Raw genomic sequence first — 20,019 nt, forward strand, 5'->3', positions numbered from 1 at the left:
CGTCATGCGGCGCGCCTTTTGAACGTCCTGTTTCCCGGACAAGCGGCACGCCGTGCAGCGCCGATCCGGGACGCGGCGGCGGCATCCCCCGGGATTCCCAGCCCGCCTCCAAGGTGCCGGCCGGAGGAAGGCCTTCCGGCACCTACACCGTCCCACAGCGGGCGGAACCTGCCAGATGGTCACTCAGGCGCCACCCGAGGTGCGCACGCCGCCGTCGAGGAACAGCGCGTGCAGGTGCGAGGTGTCGATCGCGGAGGCCGGCGCGTCCAGCGCCTCGCGCCCGCGCACCAGCACGCAGACGCGGTGGGCGATGGACAGCGCCTTGGTCACGTTCTGCTCGACCAGCAGGATCGGGATGGCGAGGCGGGCATGGATGTCGAGGATGGCGGCGAAGACGAGGTCGACGGTGGCCGGGGCGAGGTCGCTGGACGGCTCGTCCAGCAGCAGCACCTTCGGATCGAGCAGCAGCGCCATGCCGATGGAGAGCATGCGCCGCTCGCCGCCCGAGAGGTTGCCGGCCAGCTCGCGCCGGCGCTCCTTCAGGCGCGGGAACAGCGCGAACACCTTCTCGCTGCCGCGCTCCAGCTCCTTCGGGCGCAGATAGGCGCCCATGCGCAGGTTATCGGCGACGCTCATGTCGGCGAAGACGTTGCGCACCTGCGGCACGTAGCCGAGGCCGAGCGCGGCCCGCTCATGCGCCGGCAGGCGGGTGAACGGCTCGCCGGCGAGCGCGATGGTGCCGGCGCTCACCCGCGTCAGGCCCATCGCGGTCTTGAGCACGGTCGACTTGCCCGAGCCGTTGGCGCCGAGCACGGCGAGGATCTCGCCGGGATTGAGCGCCAGCGAGAGCCCGTCCAGCACGGTGACGGGGCCATAGCCGGCAGTGACGGTGTCGAGGGCGAGGATGGCGTTCATCGCCCACCCCCCGCGGGCTGGCCGAGATAGGAGCGGATCACGGTCTCGTCGGCGCGGATCTCGCCCGGCGTGCCGGCGGCGATCACCGCGCCGGCATCGAGCACGAACACCGTGTCGCAGATGTCGGCGACCATCTCCATGTTGTGCTCGACCAGCATGACGATGCGCCCTTCCGCGCGCAGCTCGCGCAGCAGCGCCACCTGCTGCTCGATCAGCACCGGATTGACGCCGGCGGCGGGCTCGTCGAGCAGCAGCACGGCGGGATCGGCCATCAGCAGCATGCCCATGGTGAGCAGCTTCTGCTGGCCGCCGGAGAGGCCGCCGGCGGGGTCGTCGCTCTTGTGGGCGAGGCCGAGCCGGGTCAGCATCGCCTCGGCGCGCGCCGCGATCTCCTGCTCCCGCGCCCGCACCCGGCCGGGCCGCAGGAACAGGTCTTTGAGCCGCTCGCCCGGCTGGTCGCGATCGCCCGCCAGCATGTTCTGGAACACGGTGAGGCGGCGGGCGAGGCGCGGGGTCTGGAAGGTGCGCCCGATGCCGGCCTGCGCGACCCGTTCCGGCCGGCCATAGGGCAGGGCGGCGCCGTTCAGCGTCACCGTGCCGGCTTTCGGCGCGTGCACGCCGGCGACGACGTTGAGCAGGGTCGACTTGCCGGAGCCGTTCGGCCCGATGATGCCGGTGACGCGCCCGGGCGCCGCCTCGAGCGTCACGCCGCGCAGCACCTGGAGGCCGCCGAAGGCGAGGGTGAGGTCACGGACGGCGAGCACGGCGCGCCTCCCGCGTCTCGGGCACCAGCCCCTGCGGCCGGTAGAGGAACATCAGCACCAGCACCAGCCCGAAGCCGGCGAGGCGCAGATTGGCCAGCACGTCCGCCGGCAGGCTCAGCCAGGCGGCGACGAAGCGCGAGGACACGGCGGTGAGCTGGACGATGGCGGTGCCGAGGATGACGCCGAGATTGTTGCCGGGCCCGCCGAGGATCACCGCTGTCCAGACGATGAAGGTCTCGGCGACGGTGAAGCTGTTCGGGGCGACATAGCCGATGACATGGGCGTAGAGCACGCCGGCCGCCGCCGCCATCATCCAGCCGACCAGCGAGGCCCGCAGCTGGTAACTGACCGGATCGCGCCCCAGCGTCGCCACCAGCACCTCGTCCTCGCGCATCACCCGCAGCAGGCGGCCGAAGGGCGAGGTCCCGATGCGGGTGGCGATGAGGTAGGCGATCGCCAGCAGGGCGAGCGACAGGCCGAGCGCGACGAGCGGATCGTTGACGCGCGGCACGTTCAGCCCGTCGGCACCGCCGGTGAGGCCCGGGGTGTTGAGGGCGAGGAGGCGGAACATCTCGGCCACCGCCAGCGTCACCAGCGCCCAGTAATCCTGCGCGAGGCGCCGGGCCGGCAGGATCACCAGAACCGCCCCGAGGGCGGCGGCGGCGAGGCCGGCGATCGCACCCACCGGCCAGGGCAGGCCGAAAGCGGCGGCGATGGCGGCGGCATAGGCGCCGAGGCCGAACGGCAGGATCTGGCCGAAATTGACCAGGCCCGCCATGCCGAACTGGATGTTCAGGCTGAGCGAGAGGACCGACCAGATGGCGATGATGGTGAGGCAGTAGATCGCGAAATCGAGCACCCGCTCACCTCCCCGCCAGCGGCGCCGTGCGCGGGCGCAGCAGCAGCACGAGGAGAAGGGCCGCCACCGCGATGAAGTCGCGGTATTGCGTCGGGATGTGCCAGCTGTCCCCGGTCGCGAAGCCGCCGAGCAGCCAGCCGACATCGACATAGATCAGCAGGTTCTGCGCCAGCGACAGCACCAGCGCGCCGATCAGCGCGCCCGAGACGCTGGAGAGGTTGCCGATGGTCACCGCGGCGAAGACCGGGAGCAGGATCAAGAGGTCCATGTTCGGCTGCAGCCGCGTCTCCAGCGCCAGCAGCGCGCCGCCGATGGCGGCGAGGCCGCCGGAGATGAACCACATCAGCGCGATCAGCCGCTCGCCGGGGATGCCGCGGGTCACGGCGAGTTCCGGGTTCGAGGCGAGCGCGCGCAGGGCGGAGCCGACGCGGGTGCCGCGCAGGAACAGCTGCAGCAGGATCATCAGCGCGAAGGCGGCGGCGACGACGATGGCGTCGAGCGTGGTGAACACCGCGTCGCCCACCACCATCACCCCGGTCGGCAGGTCGAACACCCGGGCCGAGCCGCCATAGATCACCGCGAGGATCGAGCGGATGAACAGGGCGACGCCCCAGGAGACGATCATCTTGCCCTCGGGCGCGATGTCGCGCAGCCGGGCGAAGACCAGCCAGTCGACCAGAACGGCGATCGCCCCCGTCGCCACCGCGCTGGCCAGCACGGCGAGCGGGATCGGCAGGCCCACGAGCCCGTGGAATGAGTAGGCGAGATAGCCGCCGAGCACCGCGAACTGGATATGGGCGAAGTTGGCGAAGCGCAGGATCGAGTAGCAGAGCGCCACGCCGACCGCGATCACCGCGATCATGCTGGCATAGACGAGGGTGTTGACGAGGACCTGGAGCAAGGCGGGTTCCGGCGCGGCGCGGGGAGGCGGCAGAAGCACCGGCAGCCGGGGGCGCGGGGCGCCCGGCTGCCGGCGGTCGAACGCAGATGTCAGTTCCGGGTGCCGGTGGTGACGAAGGCGCCGTCCTTATAGACGATGATGTCGAGCGGGGGGTCGACGCGCTGGTTGCGGGCGTCCCACACGATCTTGCCGGTGGCGCCCTCATAGGACTTCACCGCCTCCGGCATCGCCTTGGCGATGGCGGCGGGATCGGCCGAGCCGGCGGCGGCGATCGCCTTGGCGAGCACGGTCAGCGCGTCATAGCCGTAATAGACATGGGCGAGCATGGAGGCCGGGTCGCCATATTTGGCGGCGTATTTGTCGGCCACGCCCTTGCCGGTCGGCTGGCCGTAGCCGCCATTGTCGACGCCCATCAGCTTGCCACTCATCCAGTCCTTGTTCTCGATCTCGAGGATCGAGGGATAGGCGGCGTACCACGGCGCGGCGAGGCCGAGCTCACGGGCGTTGCGCAGCACGGTGCGGGTGTCGTCGCCATAGCCGGCGGTGATGATCGCCTCGGGCTTGGCGGCGATGAGCGGCTGGATGTCGGCGCGGTAGTCGGGCTGGCCCTCGGTGTAGGCCACCTTCTTGACGATCTTGCCGCCCTTCGATTCGAAGGCCGCGGCGGCCGCATCGGCGACGCCGAGGCCGAAGGTGTTGTTCGGCACCACCACGGCGGCGGTCTTGGCGCCGGAATCGGCGAGGTAGAGGCCGAGTTCCTTGCCGACGATGTCGTCGAGCGGGAGGATCGAGAACAGCGTACCCGGGTAGTTGCCGAGCTTGGGCGAGGAGGAGGAGGTGTTGATCAGCACCGTGCCCTTCTGCTTGGCGAGCTCGGCGACCGGGATCATCAGGCTGGAGCCGCCGAACATGATGGCGGCCGGCACCTTGTCGACGTTGTAGAGCTTGTTGGCCGCATCGAGCGCCGCCTGGGCGCGGCTCTCGGAATCCTCGACGATCAGCTTGACCGGGCGGCCGTTGATGCCCCCCGCCGCGTTAATCGCCTCCGCCGCCAGTTCGACGCCGCGGGTCATCTGGATCGAGGTGTTGACCGACGAGCCGGTCAGATTGGCGATCACGCCGATCTGGATCGGGTCCGCGGCATAAGCCGCGTTTTGCACCGCGCCCAGGGCGAGTGCACTGCAAAAGATCACCGGCAGCCATCTGTTCATCGTCGTGCCTCTCTCTGGACGGAATTATGCTTGTTTTTCCGATGCGTGGCGCCGCCGCGGCGGTCGCGCGCCCGTGGCGTCCAGACTAAGGTCGGGGGCCGGGAAGAAACAACCCGCAAGGGGACGGCGGGGCCGAAGGATTTTCGGCGCAAGGCGCGCATCGCGGCCGGCTTTTCTTCGGAACGGCGCGGCTATGGTGGGCGCGCAACAGGAGGCCGGCACGCCATGATGCGGCGCAAGATCATCATCGACACCGATCCCGGCCAGGACGACGCCTTCGCGCTGCTGCTGGCGCTGGGCTCGCCGGAAGAACTCGACATCGTCGGCGTCACCTCGGTGCACGGCAACGTGCCGCTCGCGCGCACCAGCGAGAACGCCCAGAAGGTGCTGGAACTGGCCGGCCGCGCCGATATCCTCGTCCATCCCGGTTGCCCGCGGCCGATGGTGAAGCCCGGCTTCACGGCCGAATATGTCCATGGCGAGAGCGGGCTGGACGGCTGCGACCTGCCCGTCCCCTCCGCGCCGCTCGGTACCCAGCACGGCGTCGACTTCATCATCGAGCAGGTGATGTCGGCTGCGCCCGGCGCGATCACCGTCTGCACGCTGGGGCCGATGACCAACCTCGCCGTGGCGATGATCAAGCAGCCGGCCATCATTCCGCGCCTCGCGGAAGTGGTGATGATGGGCGGCGGCTTCTTCGAGGGTGGCAACACCACCCCGGCCGCCGAGTTCAACATCTTCGTCGACCCGCACGCCGCCCATGTCGTGTTCGCCTCCGGCGCGCCGGTGACGATGGTGCCGATCGACTGCACCTACAAGGCGGTGATGACGCCGGACTGGCTGCGCCGCCTGCGCGCGGTCGGCACGCGCACGGCGGTGGAGGCGGCCGGCATGGCCGAGTTCTACCAGGTCTTCGGCAACAAGAAGTTCGGCACCGACAGCTACCCGCTGCACGACCCCTGCGTCATCGGCTACCTGCTGCGGCCCGAGCTGTTCTCCGGACGCCGCTGCCATGTCGAGATCGAGATCCACTCGCCGGTGACCTCGGGCATGACGGTGGTCGACTGGTGGAACGTCACCAAGAAGCCCGCCAACGCGCTGGTGCTGCGCGAACTCGACAACCCGCCCTTCTACGAACTCATGCTGGAGCGCATCGCCCGGCTGCCGTGAGGGCGGTTCGACGCGCGCAACCCAGGGTCGGAATGCGTCATCCCCGGGCTCGTCCCGGGGATCCACGACGTCCTTCGCCGTCACAAAGACGGGGATGGCCGGGACAAGCCCGGCCATGACGACCGCCGATGAGCCATCCCCGGCCCGAAACGGGAGCCGGCGCGCCCGCTCACGGGTGCTTGCGCAGGGCGGCGGCGAAGTCGAGCACGGAGCGGGCGAGGCGGTCGCGGTCTTCCAGCGTCTCCATCAGCGTGCGGGTCACCGCCACCGGCAGGCCGAGATGGGGGCCGTCGGCGGCATCGAGATCGTCGATGACCAATCCGTCGATCAGGCCGCGATAATGCTCGGCCACGGCGCGCACGCTCACCGGCAGTCCGAGTTCCTCCATGATCTTGGCGGTCGGCCCCTTCACCGCCTTGCCGCCGATGATCGGCGAGACGGCGATGACCGGCGCCGGCGCAGCGGCGATCGCGGCGCGCAGACCCGGCACGGCGAGCAGCGGGTCGACGCTGAGATACGGGTTCGACGGGCAGATCACGATGGCGGCGAGGCGCGGATCGGCGAGGCGGGCGAGAAGCTCGGGCTGCGGGCGCGCACGCGCCGCGCCCTCGAAGCGGATAGCGGTGACGCGCGGGGCGCAGCGGCGCTCGACGAAATAGCGCTGGAAGGCGAGCACGCCCTCGTCCGTCTCGACCATCGTGCGGACGGGGTCGTCGCTCATCGGCAGCAGCGACGCGCCGATGCCGAGCCGGGCGGCGAGATCGGCGGTGACCTGCGACAGGCTGGCGCCGGCGCGCAGCATCTCGCTGCGCAGCACATGGGTGGCGAGGTCGCGGTCGCCGAGCAGGAACCAGTCCTCGCCCCGCAGCGCGCGGAGCTGCTCCATGAAGGCCCAGCTCTCGCCCTCGAGCCCCCAGCCGCGCACGGGATCGCTGATGCCGGCCAGCGTGTAGGCGACGGTGTCGATGTCGGGGGCGATGTGCAGGCCGAGATGCTCGAAATCATCGCCGGTGTTGATCGCGACCGTCAGCCGGCCCGGGCCGAGCGTGCGGTAGAGGCCGAGCGCCAGCTTGGCACCGCCGATGCCGCCGGAGAGGGCGACGACGCCGGCATCGGGGGTTTCCGCATGGGTCATGGCGCGCGCTCCCTCACGGCTTGACGACGAGATCGCGCGGGAAGGAGGTCAGCACCTCCGGCGCGCCCGCGGCGGTGACGCGGAAGGTCTCGCTCAGCTCATAGCCCCAGTCGTCCATCCACATGCCCAGGATCATGTGGAAGCACATGTTCTCCTCCAGCACGCGGTGCTCGCCCTCGCGCAGCGACAGCGAGCGCTCGCCCCAGTCGGGCGGGTAGTTGAGGCCGATCGCGTAGCCGATGCGCGAGGGCTTGGCGTAGCCCGCGCGGGCGATGACGGCGTTCCACGCCGCCGCGACGTCATGGGCGGTGGCGCCGGCGCGGGCGGTGTCGAGCGCGATGTCGAGCCCTTCGGCGACCACCTTCGCGATGTCGCGCAGGCCGGCGGGCGGGGTGCCCATATAGAGCGTGCGGGCGAGCGCGGCGTGGTAGCGGGCATGGCAGCCGCCGAGTTCGAGATAGGCGACGTTGCCGTGGGCGTAGCGTTCCCCGGACCAGGTGAGGTGCGGCGCGGCGGTCTTGGCCCCGCTCGGCACGTTGGCCAGCGCCGCCGGGTAGTCGCCCCAGAAGCCGGGCACGCCGCGGAACTGGGCGGCGGTGATCTGCGCCACCACGTCGCATTCGCGCGCGCCCGGCGCCACCGCCTCCATGCCGACCGCCATGGCGTTCGAGACGATGGCGGCGGCGCCGCGCATCAAGGCCACCTCGTCGTCGGATTTCACGAGGCGGACCCAGTTGACCAGCCCCTTTGCGTCGACGATGCGCGCCTGCGGCAGGGCCTTGCCGAGTTCGAGGAAGGCGCGGGCGGTGAAATAGAAGGCGTCGAGATCGACGCCGAGGGTGGCGGCGCCGTAGCCGGCCTCGGCCAGCACTTGGCCGAGAAACTGCGCGGGGTGGAGATCGTCCGAATCGACGTGGGTCTCGGGATAGGGACGGATATTCGCGTCCGCCAGGAAGCTGGTGATCCGCGCGCCGGGCGCGTCCATGGCGCGCCCGATCCACAACGGCTCGTCCGCGTCGAGGCCGAGCGCGACGTACTGGTGGACGTAGAACGACCAGCCGTCATAGCCGGTGAGGTAGTTCATGTTGGCCGGATCGGCGCAGACCAGCACATCGATGCCGACCGCCCGCATCGCCGCCTTCACGCGGGTGATGCGGGCACGATATTCGGCGCGTTCGAACACTGGCATGCTCATCCTCTGACTGGCGTGCCCCTCGCCCTTACCCTCTCCCCGGCGGGGAGAGGGAATGCCCCGCCGTCTCGGAGTCGGTTTGGAAAAGGGCGACACCGTCATCCTGAGGAGCCATTCCGTTCAGGAATGGCGTCTCGAAGGAGGGTCCAGGAGGCTCGGAAGCTCTCTGGACCTCCTTCGAGACGCGCCTGCGGCGCTCCTCAGGATGACGGCCTGAGTTTCCGGACAGGCTCTCAGAACAATTCCGGCAGGGCGTGGCGGAAGGCGTGCAGCGCCTCGACATGGGCCGCCGGGTTCTCCAGCTTGCCGATATCGGCCTTGTTCCAGCGCTTTTCTTCCTCGACCCAGCGCTCCGGCATGGTGTTGACGGTGATGTGGGTGGCGCCGATGGCGCGCCAGGCCTCGACCTCCTCGCGCAGCTCCGCGGGGGAGCGGTCGATGATGGTCATGGTCGCCTCGATGCCGATGGCGTCGGGGTCGCGGCCGAAGCTCTTCGCCTGCGCCTTCATCTCGTCGATGCCGCGCTTGCCGGTGTCGTCCGCCTGGAAGTTCGGCAGCCAGCCGTCGCCGAGCTTGGCGACGCGGCGGATGGCGGCATCGGAGACGCCGCCGATCCAGATCGGGATCGGGCGCTGGACGGGCAACGGGTTGATGCCGCCGTCGCGGACGCGGTGGAACTGGCCCTCATAGCTGATGAGGTCGGCGCACCAGAGCTTGCGCAGCAGGTCGATCTGCTCGTCCATGCGCTTGCCGCGATTCTTGAACTCCTCGCCGCAGGCCTCGAACTCGTCCGGCTTCACGCCGACGCCGACGCCGAGCCGCAGCCGCCCGCCCGAGAGCAAATCGACTTCCGCCGCCTGCTTGGCGACGAGCGCCGTGCCGCGCATCGGCAGCACCAGCACGCCGGTGACGAAGTCGATCTTGCGGGTCAGCGCGGCGAGATAGCCGAACAGCACGAACAGCTCGTGGAACATGTCCTCGGCATCGTGGACATAGGTCCAGTCCGGCCGGCTCGCCTTGTTCAGCCCGATGATCTGGTCGAAGGCGGTCAGGTGCGTGTAGTCGAGCGCCTCGGCGGTCTCGGCAAAGGCGCGGATGGCGGCGGGGTCGCGGCCGATCTCGAACTGGGGAAACAGGGCGCCGATCTTCATGCAACCTCCGGGGTCAGGCACCGCGCCGTGGCGGCAGGCGTGCGCCGCGCCAGAGTAGAGCCCGGCGCGGGCGGGGGCGAGACTGCGCTCACAGCGTCGCGGCGACTTCCTCGATCGCACTTTTCGTCGCGTCGATGACGATGTCCGCTTCTTCCCGGGTGAGGCAGAGCGGGGGCGCGAAGCCGATGATGTCGGAATGCGGCATGGCCCGGCCGATGACGCCGCGCGCGCCGAGCGTGGCCGCCGCGCGCATGCCGACCTTGGCCGAGGGATCGAAGAACACCCGGTCGTCGCGGTCCTGCACCAGTTCCACCGCCGCCAGCATGCCCTCGCCGCGCACCTCGCCGACGTGGCGATGGTCGCCCACCGCCGCGGCGAGCCCGGCCCTGAAATAGGCGCCGACCTCGCGGGCATTGGTGACGAGGTCGAGCTCGTCGATCAGCTTCAGGTTGGCGACGCCCGCCGCCGCGCAGAGCGGGTGCGAGGAATAGGTCCAGCCATGGCCGATGGCGCCGAGCTTGTCGGAGCCTTCCTCAAGGAGGCGCCAGACCCTCTCCGAGACGATGACGCCGGAGAGCGGGGCATAGGCGGAGGTGAGCCCCTTGGCGATGGTGATCAGATCCGGCTCGATGCCGTAATGGTCGGAGCCGAACATGGTGCCGAGCCGGCCGAAGCCGGTGATGACCTCGTCGACCACCAGCAGGATGTCGTATTTGCGCAGAACCGCCTGGATCTTCGCCCAGTAGCCGGCGGGCGGGGGCACGATGCCGCCCGTTCCGAGCACCGGCTCGCCGATGAAGGCGGCGATGGTGTCCGGCCCCTCGGCGAGGATCATCTCCTCCAGCCGCGCGGCGCAGTAGTCGGAGAACTGTTCCTCCGACAGCGCGCGGTCGGCGCGACGGTAGTAATAGGGCGACTCGGTGTGCAGCACCCCGGCCAGCGGCAGGTCGAAGGCGTTGTGGAAGATGGCGAGGCCGGTGAGGCTGCCGGTCATCAGCCCGGAGCCGTGATAGCCGCGCCAGCGCGAGATGATCTTCTTCTTCTCCGGCCGGCCGAGCACGTTGTTGACGTACCAGATCAGCTTGACGTTGGTCTCGTTGGCATCCGAGCCGGACAGGCCGAAGAACACCCGGCTCATATTCGCCGGGGCGCGGTCGATCACCATGCGGGCCAGCGTGATCGCCGGCTCCGAACCGTGGCCGGCATAGGCGTGGTAATAGGGCAGCGCCTGCGCCTGCGCGGCGATGGCATCGGCGATCTGGGTCCGGCCATAGCCGACATTCACGCAATAAAGCCCGGCGAAGGCGTCCAGCGAGCGGCGCCCCTCGGCGTCGACGATGTAGACGCCCTCGGCGCCGGTGACGATCCGGTTCGGCGTCTCGCCGCGCGCGTGCTGCGCCATGTGGGTGGAGGGGTGGAAGAAGTGGTCCCGGTCCCAGGCATGAAGCTCGTTGGTCGAGGGGCCGGCAGGGCTCAGCATGGCATGTCTCCCGATCCGCGCGCGGACGGGCAGGGCCAGCCGCGCGGCGCAGCGGGGATGATAGCGGGCGCGAACGCGCGACTGTCGCGGGAGCGCACGGCAATCGCGCGACACCTTTTCGGGGAAAGACCGCCCTGGCCGGGATTTTTTCCGGCCGGCCGGCTCAGCCGCCCGCCGCGGAGGAGGCCTCCGGCAGGATCCGGGCGCGCAGGCACGCCTTCTCGAAATCGCCGATACGCCGCTTGACGCTGGCGAGCGGGATCAGCACGACGGCGCCGGGCACGGTGACGCGCAGCTGCTCGCCGTCCTTGAACAGCTCGACCAGCCGGGGCTCCAGCTTCACCTGCGCCTCCATGGCGACGCGGCCCTCGGTCACCGAGGGGAAGGCGCTGGCGGCGAACTCGACCGAGGTCTTGCCGTTGCCGATGAGGAGCCGCACCGCGTCGCCCGAACGGATCTTGGGCGGGGAGACTTCGGCCAGCACCTGGAACAGGCCCGCCCCCGGCCAGCAGGTGGCGAGCAGGCTCGGCGCCTGTGCGCCCGGCGTGCCGAATTGGAGCAGGAAGGCGTCGCCGTCGCGGCTGTAGCTCCACGTCCCCGCCAGCACCACCGGGCGGTTGTCGCCGGGCTTGGCCTTCGGGTCGGGCTTGGCGTCGGTCTTCGCGGCAGCGGCGGCCTTGGCCTTGGCATCCGCCTTCGATTTCGCCGTCGCCGGCTTGCGCGGCGTCTCCGCCGCCGCGGCCAATTGCGGGCCGACGGCAAGGCACAAGGCGAGCCACGCGCCCGCCATCACGGCAGCGAGGCGCGCGAAGCTGGACATCGGACGCATGTCTTCCCCATGGTTGCGGCCGGCGATCACATCCGCCGGCATCGCCGTCGCCATTCGACATTATATGATGCGAACGCGCGAAAGCCGTTCGAGTTTTGTCCTATATGCACTTTGCGGCATGAATTGTGGGTGACCGGTGACCACGGACGGGAATCCGACAGGGCGCGAGCGCGCCGATCGGCTGCTGGTCGAGCGCGGGCTCTACGAGAGCCGCGCCCGGGCGCAGGCGGCGATCGCCGCCGGGCTGGTGCGGGCGGACGGGCGGACGGTGCTGCGGCCCTCCGACATGCTGGCGCGCGCGGCGGCGCTGGAGGCGCAGGAGCCCTGGCCCTGGGTCTCGCGCGGCGGGCTCAAGCTGGTCCACGCGCTGGAGGCGGGGGCGATCGATGTCGCCGGCGCCGGCGCGCTCGATGTCGGCGCCTCGACCGGCGGCTTCACCGACGTGCTGCTGGCGCGCGGGGCGCGGCGGGTCTACGCGGTCGATGTCGGGCGCGGGCAGCTCCACCCGCGGCTGCGCGAGCGGGCGGAGGTGGTCTCGCTGGAGGCGACCGACATCCGCACCCTGCCCCGCGCGGCGATCCCCGAGCCGATCGATCTCGTCACCATCGATGTCAGCTTCATCGGCCTCGCCCAGGTGCTGGCGCCGGCGCTCGCCTTCGCCGGACCGGGCGCCACGCTGGTGGCGCTGGTGAAGCCGCAATTCGAGGTGGGCCGGCGGCACCTCGCGAAGGGCGGCATCGTCAAGGATGCGCAGGCGCGGGCCGAGGCGCTCGCGCAGGTCGAGCACCATCTCGCCGGGCTCGGCTGGCAGACGCGGCTGCGGCTCGATTCGCCCATAACGGGGGGCGACGGCAATGCCGAGTTCCTGCTGGTCGCCGGCCGCGCGCGCGGCTGATCGTGTGCGGGAACCTGCCCATGCTATGAGAGCCCGCGACGGCGGGCGCCCGACCCGCGCGAGGAGCCGGCAGCGCCGATGCAGCATTTGACCATCACCCGGCTCGGCCACCGCGGCGACGGCATCGCCGAGACGCCCGACGGCCCCGTCTTCGTGCCGCTCGCCCTGCCCGGCGAGCGCGTCGAGGTCGCGCGCATGGGCGAGCGGGCGCAGCTCGTCGCGGTGCTGGAGCCGAGCCCGGAGCGGATCGAGCCGTTCTGCCCGCATGTCGGCCCGTGCGGGGGCTGCGCCTTCCAGCACTGGGCGCGCACGCCCTACCGCGCCTGGAAGCGGGCGCAGGTGGTGGAGGCGCTGGAGCGCGCCGGCCTCGACGCGCCGGTCGCCGATCTCGTCGACGCGCATGGCGCGGGGCGGCGGCGCGCGGTGTTCCACGCCCGCGGCAATGGCCGGAAAGGCGGCAGCGGGACCGGAGGGCGCGACACGCTGGCGGTGGGCTTCGCCGGCCGGCGCAGCCACGCCATCGTGCCGATCGACCGCTGCCCGATCCTCGACCCGGCGCTGGACGGGGCGCTGCCCGCCGCCTGGGCGGTGGCCGAGGTGCTGGCGCCGCTCGGCAAGCCGCTCGACCTGCAGGCGACCGCCACCGATGCCGGCATCGACATGGAGGTGCGCGGCTGCGGGCCGCTCAAGCCCGCGCTGCTGCCCGCGCTCGCCGACGTCGCCATCCGCCACAAGCTGGCGCGCCTCACCAATCACGGCGAGCTCCTGTTCCAGCGCGAGCCGCCGAGCCTGATGATGGGCCGCGCCCGCGTGCCCTTGCCGCCCGGCGGGTTCCTGCAGGCGACCGCGGCGGGCGAGGCGGCGCTGGTGGCCGAGGTGCTGGCGATTGCCGGCACGGCGGGCCGGGTGGCGGACCTGTTCGCCGGGGTCGGCACCTTCGCGCTCCGCCTCGCCGAACGCGCGCGCGTCACCGCCCTCGAGGCGAGCGAGCCGGCGGTCGCGGCGCTGAAGGGGGCGCTGCGCACCGCTTCGGGGCTGAAGCCGGTGAGCGCGGAGGCGCGCGACCTGTTCCGCCGGCCGCTGATGGCGGTGGAGATGAAGGGCTTCGACGCCGTGGTGTTCGATCCGCCCCGGCAGGGCGCGCAGGCGCAGGCGGCCCAGATCGCCGCGAGCACCGTGCCGGTGGTGGCGGGCGTCTCCTGCGATCCCTCCAGCTTCGCGCGCGACGCGCGGGCGCTGGTCGATGGCGGCTACCGGCTGGAGCGGGTCGTGCCGGTCGACCAGTTCCGCTATTCCGCCCATGTCGAGATGGTCGGTCTGTTCCGGCGCTGAGGTTCAGCGGTCGGTGATCTCGCCGGCGAGGTTCATGCCGATCCGCTGACGGATCGCCGGCGGCGGCAGGCCGAGCGCGATCAGGTGGTGCAGCTTGGCGAAGGTGGCCTCGAAGGTCATGTCGCCGGCCCCGACCACGCCGGCGTCGAGCAGCGCCGAACCGGCCGCATAGGTTTCCAGCCGCACGCCGCCATGCAGCGCCTGGCTGGTGGCGACGACGACGCAGCCGGCATCCCCCGCCGCGCGCAGCAGCCGCGCCAGCGCGCCGTCGAGCGCGGGCACGGTGCCGGAGGCGTAGCATTCGAGGATCAGCGCCCGGGGGGCCGTCGCCAGCACCGCCTCGACCATGCCGGCGGCAAGGCCCGGCACGGCGCGCAGCACCGCGACCTTCCCCGCCGCCGCGTCGTAGTCGAGGATTTCGGGGCCGGCGGCGCGCACGGGCAGGGCCGGCACCGGCACCCCGGCGCCCGCGCCCGCGCCCGCCAGCGGCGGACAATCCGGGCTGTCGAAGGCGGCGAGCCGGCGCGACGACACCTTGGTGGCGCGGTTGCCGCGATAGAGCGTGCCGGCGAAGGCAAGACCCACCTCACAAGGACCGCCCACCTCACAAGGACCGCCCACCTCACAAGGACCGCCCACCTCGCAAGGACCGCCGACCTCGCGGGGCCCGCTCGCGGCGAAGCGCAGCGCCGCCACGACATTGCCGAGCGCATCCGAGCCGGGGGCGCCGAGCGGGATCTGCGCGCCGGTGACGACGACGGGTCGCTCGACCGGCCCGAGCAGGAAGGAGAGCGCCGAGGCGGTGAAGGCCATGGTGTCGGTGCCGTGTAGCACGACGAGGCCGTCATGCTCCCGGCTGTCATGCTCCCGGCCGTCATGCTCCCGCCCGCGCGCGGCGAGGAGGCGGGCGATCGCCACCCAGTCGGCGGGCCGCGCCTCGGCGCTGTCGATCGGCGCGACCGGCGCCTCGATGGCGATCTCGGGCAGGCCGTCGACGCCGGCCAGCGCCGCGCCGAGGCGGCCGGGCAGGTCGCGGCTGGGCACGAGGCCGGCCGGCCCCGGCTCCATGCCGATGGTGCCGCCGACATAGACAACGCCGATTCGCGGGCGATGCGCGCTCATGGGACGACGCTCATGGGGGTGCGGCGGGCGCGGTTCAGAGCGTGCTGGCGGCGGTCGAGGCGATGCGGCAGGCGGCGGACTGGGCGGTGACGCCCATCATGTGCACCTGGTCGGTGCCGTTGCCGCCGGGCAGGATGTTGTAGATCGTCGTGCTGGCCGAGCCCGCCACCTTGCCGCCGGCGGTGAAGTCGCAGGTGACCACCGCCGAGCCCACCGGGGCGGTGCCGTTGTTCTGGATGGTCACCTCGATCACCGTGCCGACCGGATCGGAATGGACGCCGCCCTGGCTGAGCACGAGCGTCGCATCGGCGGTGAGCGCCGGGCCGGCATACAGGAGCGTGGTGACGAGGCAGAGAACGGACGGCTTCATGATGATCCCCGGGGCCGGCGCCCGGATTCCCGGCCGCCACGGGGCTATGATAGCGCCCGCCGGCGCGCCGCGCGAGCCGGCGCTGGCCGCCGACGGCGGTTTTGCGGGTGTGGCCGAAAAGGCTGATTCTTCAAGAAAACAAGCCCTTTACTTGGCCGATACTGGACATTTCCGCGAAGCCGCGTGTAGGTGGTGGGCTGACGCTCGGGTCCATGCGTGGGGGAAGATATGCGGTGGAGTGCGCTTCGTCCGTCCGGCGGGCACCGCCGCAGGGGAACCGCCGCGGCCGGCGCCGCCGGCCTTGCCCTGCTGGTCGCCGGCTGCCAGGAACAGAATGCCTATGTGCCGCCGCCGCCGCCCAAGGTGACGGTCGCCGCGCCGCTGAAGCAGCCGGTGACGCGCTACATGGAGCTGACCGGCAACACCGCCTCGATCAACACGGTCGACCTCGTCGCCCGCGTCGAGGGCTTCCTGATGTCGATCGACTACAAGGACGGCGCGCAGGTGAAGAAGGGCGACCGGCTCTTCCTGATCCAGCAGGACACCTACCAGGCCGATCTCGACGGCGCCAAGGCGGCGCAGGCCTCGGCGGAAGCCAACTACACCAACGCCCAGACCGAATACGGGCGGCAGGCGACGCTCGGCAAGCAGGACTTCTCCTCGCAGGCGGTGGTCGACAAGGCCAAGGCCAACATGGACATGGCCGCCGCCTCGGTGCTCTCGGCCAAGGCCAATGTCGAGCTCGCCCAGATCAATCTCGGCTACACCACGGTGACCGCGCCGTTCGACGGCGTCGTCACCCGCCATCTCGCCGATGTCGGCCAGCTGGTCGGGCACGGCGAGGTTACCAAGCTCGCCACCATCGTGCAGACGGCGCCGATCTACGTCTATTTCAACGTCAGCGAGAATCAGGTCCTGCGAGTGAAGGAAGCGCTGGCCAAGCGCGGCAAGACCCTGCGCGACGTGAAGGAGGTCGAGATCGACATCGGCCTGCAGACCGAGCAGGGCTACCCGCACAAGGGCCAGCTCGACTACATCTCGCCCGAGGTCGATCCCTCCACCGGCACGCTGCTGGTGCGGGCGATCTTCGAGAACACCGACTACTCCCTCATCCCCGGCCTGTTCGTGCGCGTGCGGGTGCCGGTGCAGGAGATCCCCGACGCGCTGCTGGTGGACGACACCGCGATCGGCTCCAGCCAGCAGGGCAAATACGTGCTGGTGGTCGGCGCCGACAATGTGGTGCAGCAGGTGGTGGTCACGGAAGGCCAGCTCGACGGCCAGTACCGGGTCATCGAGAAGGGGCTTACGGCGGACGACAAGGTCATCATCGGTAATGTCCAGCGGGCCATTCCGGGCGCCAAGGTGGTGCCCGAGCAAGGCTCGATGAAGGTCTCGTCCAATTAGGGCACGCCGCCGGCTCCCGACCCATGCCCGCCGCGCGACGGCGGCCTCCCCGTCCGCGACGGTCCGATCGAACCCCCAGGGCGCGCTCCATGATCTCCCGCTTTTTCATCGAACGGCCGGTCCTGTCGAACGTGCTGGCGTTCGTCATCGTGCTGATCGGCACCGTCGCGCTGATCAACCTGCCGGTGGCGCAATATCCCAACGTCGTGCCGCCCACGGTGCAGGTGACGACGCTCTATCCGGGCGCCAGCGCCCGCACCCTGGTCGACACCGTGGCGCTGCCGATCGAGCAGCAGGTGAACGGCGTCGAGGGCATGCTCTACATGCAGTCGACCAGCGCCTCGGACGGCAGCTACACGCTCACCGTGACCTTCGCCATCGGCACCGACCCGAACATGGCGCAGGTGCTGGTGCAGAACCGCGTCGCCATCGCGCTGGCCTCGCTGCCGCAGACGGTGCAGGTGCAGGGCGTGACGACGCAGATCAAGTCGACCGCGATCCTGCAGTTCGTCACGCTCTATTCGCCGGACGGGCGCTATGACAGCCTTTTCCTCGCCAATTACGGCATCATCAACCTGCAGAACGAGATCGCCCGCCTGAACGGCGTCGGCAACGTCAACGTGTTCGGCGCCGGCCAGTACGCCATGCGGGTCTGGCTGAACGCCGACCAGCTGCAGGCGCGCGGCCTCACCCCCGACCAGGTGATCTCGGCGATCCAGCAGCAGAGCCAGGAAGTGGCGGCCGGCGTGGTCGGCATGCCGCCGACGCCCAAGGGCCAGAACTTCCAGTACACGCTCAACATCGCCGGCCGGCTCAACGACGCCGCCGACTACGAGAACATCATCGTCAAGGTCGACAACGCCAATGGCGGGCAGATCACCCGGCTGCGCGACGTCGCTCGGGTCGAGCTCGGCGCCCAGACGTACAGCCAGTTCTTCACCTTCAACGGCAAGCCGGCCGCCGCGCTCGGCATCTACCAGCTGCCCGAGGCCAACTCGCTGCAGGTGGCCGAGGAGGTGCGGGCGAAGATGGCGGTGCTCGCCAAGGACTTCCCGCAGGGCCTGTCCTACGCCGTGCCGTTCGACACCACGGTGTTCGTCAACGCCTCGATCAACGAGGTCTACAAGACGCTGTTCGAGGCGGGCCTGCTCGTCCTCATCGTCATCCTCGTCTTCCTGCAGGACTGGCGGGCCATGCTGGTGCCGGCCACCACGGTGCCGGTGACCATCATCGGCGCCTTCGCGGCGATGGCAGCGCTGGGCTTCTCGGTCAACCTGTCGACGCTGTTCGCCATCGTGCTGGCCATCGGCATCGTGGTCGACGACGCCATCGTCATCGTCGAGGGCGTCTCGCGCCACATCGAGGCGGGGATGCCGGGCCGGCAGGCGGCCGAGAAGGCGATGGACGAGCTGCTCGGGCCGATCATCGGCATCACGCTGGTGCTGATGAGCGTGTTCGTGCCCGCCGCCTTCCTGCCGGGCCTGACCGGCCAGCTCTACCAGCAGTTCGCCCTCGTCATCGCCGCCACGGCGCTGATCTCGGCGATCAACGCGATGACGCTGAAGCCGACGCAGTGCGCGCTGTGGCTGCGCAAGCCGGTGCCGCCGGAGAAGCGCAACATCTTCTACCGCGGCTTCAACGCGGTCTACGACAAGTGCGAGCACTGGTATGCCGGGCTGATCCACCACATGGTCAAGGTGAGCTACCTCACCGTGACGGTGGCGCTGGTGCTGATCGGCGTCGCCATCTGGGGCCTCACCCGGGTGCCGACCGGCTTCCTGCCGACCGAGGACCAGGGCTACATGATCATCGGCGCGCAGTTGCCGGACGGCGCCTCGCTGGAGCGCACCAACGAGGTGATGCTGCAGATCGCCGATCTGGCCGGCAAGACGCCGGGCGTGCGGGACGTCATCGGCATTTCCGGCATCTCGGTGCTCGACAACAACGCGACGCTGCCCAATGCCGGCGTCGCCTATGTGATGCTGAAGAGCTGGGACGAGCGCGACAAGGTCGGCCAGGGCCTGCTGGAGATGTTCACCTCGCTCAGCAAGGCGATGGAGCAGGTCACGCGGGCGACCACCTTCGTGCTGCCGCCCCCGCCGATCCAGGGCATCGGCAACGCCGCCGGCTTCAACATGATGGTGGAATCGCGCGACGGCAGCTTCGACTTCCCGCAATTGCAGGCGGTGACCGGCCAGATCGCCGAGAATGCCGGCACCCAGTCGGCGCTGCAGCACCTCACCACCACCTTCCGCGCCAACGTCCCGCAGCTCTTCATCTCGATCGACCGCATCAAGGCGGAGACGCTGGGGCTCACCGTCGGCCAGGTGTTCGCGACCATCCAGGGCTATGTCGGCTCGAGCTACGTCACCCAGTTCAACCTGTTCGGCCAGACCTTCCAGGCCTATGTGCAGGCGGAGCCGCAGTTCCGCGTCACGCCGGCGCAGATCCTCGACCTGAAGGTGCGCACCCCGGCGGGGCAGATGGTGCCGATCGGCACGCTGGCCGAGATCAAGCCGGTGCTCGGGCCCTCGCTGATCACCCTCTACAACCTCTATCCGGCCGCGACCGTGATCGGCACGCCGGCGCCCGGCTTCTCCTCCGGCCAGTCGCTCGCGATCATGGAGCAGGTGGCGGCGCAGACGCTGCCGCCGGGCATGGGCTACAACTGGACCGCCATGTCCTACCAGGAGAAGGTGGTCGGCAACGAGATGTACTACGTCTTCGGCCTCGCCATCCTGCTGGTCTATTTCGTGCTCGCCGGCCAGTACGAAAGCTGGATCCAGCCGCTGTCGGTGCTGCTGGCGGTGCCGCTCGCCCTGCTCGGCACGGTGGGGGCGCTGACCGGGCTCGGCGTCGCCAACAACCTCTACACCCAGATCGGCCTGATCCTCCTGATCGCGCTTTCGGCCAAGAACGCCATCCTGATCGTCGAGTTCGCCCGCGAGAAACGGGCGGAGGGCATGGAGATCATGGAGGCGGCGACCGAGGCGGCGCGGCTGCGCTTCCGGCCGATCCTGATGACCTCCTTCGCCTTCCTGCTCGGCGTGCTGCCGCTGGTGCTGGCCACCGGCGCCGGCGCCAATTCGCGCAAGTCGATCGGCATCGCGGTGTTCTCCGGCATGCTCGCCTCGACCTGCCTCGCCGTGCTGTTCGTGCCGTCCTTCTACACGGTGCTGCAGCGCTTCGAGGAATGGCGCGTCGCGCGCAAGACGCCGCCGCGGGCGAGCGAGCCGTCCAACCCCGCCGCCGCCTCATAAAGCGGCAGCGGCCGTCGCTTCGATAGGCG

At 70.4% G+C, this 20,019-nt stretch carries 17 protein-coding genes; 5 read left to right on the forward strand and 12 right to left on the reverse strand.

Translation table 11 applies throughout. The features are described from left to right. Positions 1–183: 183 nt before the first annotated feature. The 5 genes from ACEUEL_RS18320 to ACEUEL_RS18340 all read right to left on the reverse strand — a co-directional run bounded on the left by ACEUEL_RS18320 (position 184) and on the right by ACEUEL_RS18340 (position 4,650). Positions 184–915, reverse strand: coding sequence for an ABC transporter ATP-binding protein (locus ACEUEL_RS18320; protein WP_405708320.1), 732 nt, complete (start codon positions 913–915; stop codon positions 184–186). Continuing rightward, the gene (locus ACEUEL_RS18325; protein WP_405708323.1) at positions 912–1,679 is read right to left on the reverse strand and encodes an ABC transporter ATP-binding protein; all 768 of its coding nucleotides are present in this window, start codon (positions 1,677–1,679) and stop codon (positions 912–914) included. Before ACEUEL_RS18325 ends, ACEUEL_RS18320 begins: the two co-directional genes overlap by 4 nt. Beyond that, positions 1,663–2,538, reverse strand: a complete 876-nt coding sequence (locus ACEUEL_RS18330; RefSeq protein ID WP_405708325.1) for a branched-chain amino acid ABC transporter permease — start codon at positions 2,536–2,538, stop codon at positions 1,663–1,665. Before ACEUEL_RS18330 ends, ACEUEL_RS18325 begins: the two co-directional genes overlap by 17 nt. A gap of 4 nt (positions 2,539–2,542) precedes the next feature. Further along, positions 2,543–3,439, reverse strand: a complete 897-nt coding sequence (locus ACEUEL_RS18335; protein WP_405708327.1) for a branched-chain amino acid ABC transporter permease — start codon at positions 3,437–3,439, stop codon at positions 2,543–2,545. 89 nt (positions 3,440–3,528) lie between these two features. Continuing rightward, positions 3,529–4,650, reverse strand: a complete 1,122-nt coding sequence (locus ACEUEL_RS18340; protein WP_405708329.1) for an ABC transporter substrate-binding protein — start codon at positions 4,648–4,650, stop codon at positions 3,529–3,531. A 225-nt stretch (positions 4,651–4,875) separates the two neighbouring features. On the opposite strand from ACEUEL_RS18340, the gene ACEUEL_RS18345 reads away from it, so the two are divergent. Further along, a complete protein-coding gene (locus ACEUEL_RS18345; protein WP_405708332.1) occupies positions 4,876–5,820 on the forward strand; it encodes a nucleoside hydrolase in 945 nt (314 codons plus the stop codon). Between the two features lie 169 nt (positions 5,821–5,989). On the opposite strand, the gene cofD is transcribed toward ACEUEL_RS18345, so the two are convergent. The 5 genes from cofD to ACEUEL_RS18370 form a co-directional block, all read right to left on the reverse strand. Continuing rightward, the gene (gene cofD, locus ACEUEL_RS18350) at positions 5,990–6,955 is read right to left on the reverse strand and encodes a 2-phospho-L-lactate transferase (protein WP_405708334.1); all 966 of its coding nucleotides are present in this window, start codon (positions 6,953–6,955) and stop codon (positions 5,990–5,992) included. Positions 6,956–6,968: 13 nt separating this feature from the next. Further along, complete coding sequence (locus ACEUEL_RS18355; protein WP_405708337.1) at positions 6,969–8,144, reverse strand: M24 family metallopeptidase; 1,176 nt, start codon at positions 8,142–8,144, stop codon at positions 6,969–6,971. Positions 8,145–8,380: 236 nt separating this feature from the next. After that, positions 8,381–9,298, reverse strand: a complete 918-nt coding sequence (locus ACEUEL_RS18360; protein WP_405708340.1) for an LLM class F420-dependent oxidoreductase — start codon at positions 9,296–9,298, stop codon at positions 8,381–8,383. 88 nt (positions 9,299–9,386) lie between these two features. After that, positions 9,387–10,778, reverse strand: a complete 1,392-nt coding sequence (locus tag ACEUEL_RS18365) for an aspartate aminotransferase family protein (RefSeq protein WP_405708343.1) — start codon at positions 10,776–10,778, stop codon at positions 9,387–9,389. A 163-nt stretch (positions 10,779–10,941) separates the two neighbouring features. Continuing rightward, complete coding sequence (locus ACEUEL_RS18370) at positions 10,942–11,598, reverse strand: hypothetical protein (protein ID WP_405708346.1); 657 nt, start codon at positions 11,596–11,598, stop codon at positions 10,942–10,944. A gap of 145 nt (positions 11,599–11,743) precedes the next feature. On the opposite strand from ACEUEL_RS18370, the gene ACEUEL_RS18375 reads away from it, so the two are divergent. Further along, on the forward strand, positions 11,744–12,502 hold the full coding sequence (locus ACEUEL_RS18375) for a TlyA family RNA methyltransferase (RefSeq protein WP_405708349.1): 759 nt from the start codon (positions 11,744–11,746) through the stop codon (positions 12,500–12,502). A gap of 78 nt (positions 12,503–12,580) precedes the next feature. Next, positions 12,581–13,834 (forward strand): class I SAM-dependent RNA methyltransferase, encoded by a 1,254-nt coding sequence (locus ACEUEL_RS18380; protein WP_405708352.1) that lies wholly within the window; start codon positions 12,581–12,583, stop codon positions 13,832–13,834. A 3-nt stretch (positions 13,835–13,837) separates the two neighbouring features. Here the strand turns inward: ACEUEL_RS18380 and ACEUEL_RS18385 are convergent, their stop codons facing one another. Both ACEUEL_RS18385 and ACEUEL_RS18390 read right to left on the reverse strand, forming a co-directional pair. Further along, entirely contained in the window at positions 13,838–14,956 is a 1,119-nt protein-coding gene (locus tag ACEUEL_RS18385) for an asparaginase (RefSeq protein WP_405708355.1), read from the reverse strand. Between the two features lie 34 nt (positions 14,957–14,990). After that, positions 14,991–15,326: a hypothetical protein gene (locus ACEUEL_RS18390; RefSeq protein ID WP_405708358.1), complete on the reverse strand. Its 336-nt coding sequence runs from the start codon at positions 15,324–15,326 to the stop codon at positions 14,991–14,993. A gap of 228 nt (positions 15,327–15,554) precedes the next feature. Here ACEUEL_RS18390 and ACEUEL_RS18395 point away from each other — a divergent pair, with 228 nt between their 5' ends. Together ACEUEL_RS18395 and ACEUEL_RS18400 are read left to right on the forward strand one after the other, a co-directional pair. Next, positions 15,555–16,730, forward strand: a complete 1,176-nt coding sequence (locus ACEUEL_RS18395) for an efflux RND transporter periplasmic adaptor subunit (protein ID WP_405708361.1) — start codon at positions 15,555–15,557, stop codon at positions 16,728–16,730. 89 nt (positions 16,731–16,819) lie between these two features. Further along, positions 16,820–19,990 carry an efflux RND transporter permease subunit gene (locus ACEUEL_RS18400; protein WP_405708364.1) on the forward strand — a complete coding sequence of 1,057 codons (3,171 nt, stop codon included), beginning with the start codon at positions 16,820–16,822 and terminating at the stop codon, positions 19,988–19,990. Positions 19,991–20,019: the final 29 nt, after the last annotated feature.

This window comes from Ancylobacter terrae (assembly GCF_045108345.1).
Classification (GTDB): domain Bacteria; phylum Pseudomonadota; class Alphaproteobacteria; order Rhizobiales; family Xanthobacteraceae; genus Ancylobacter.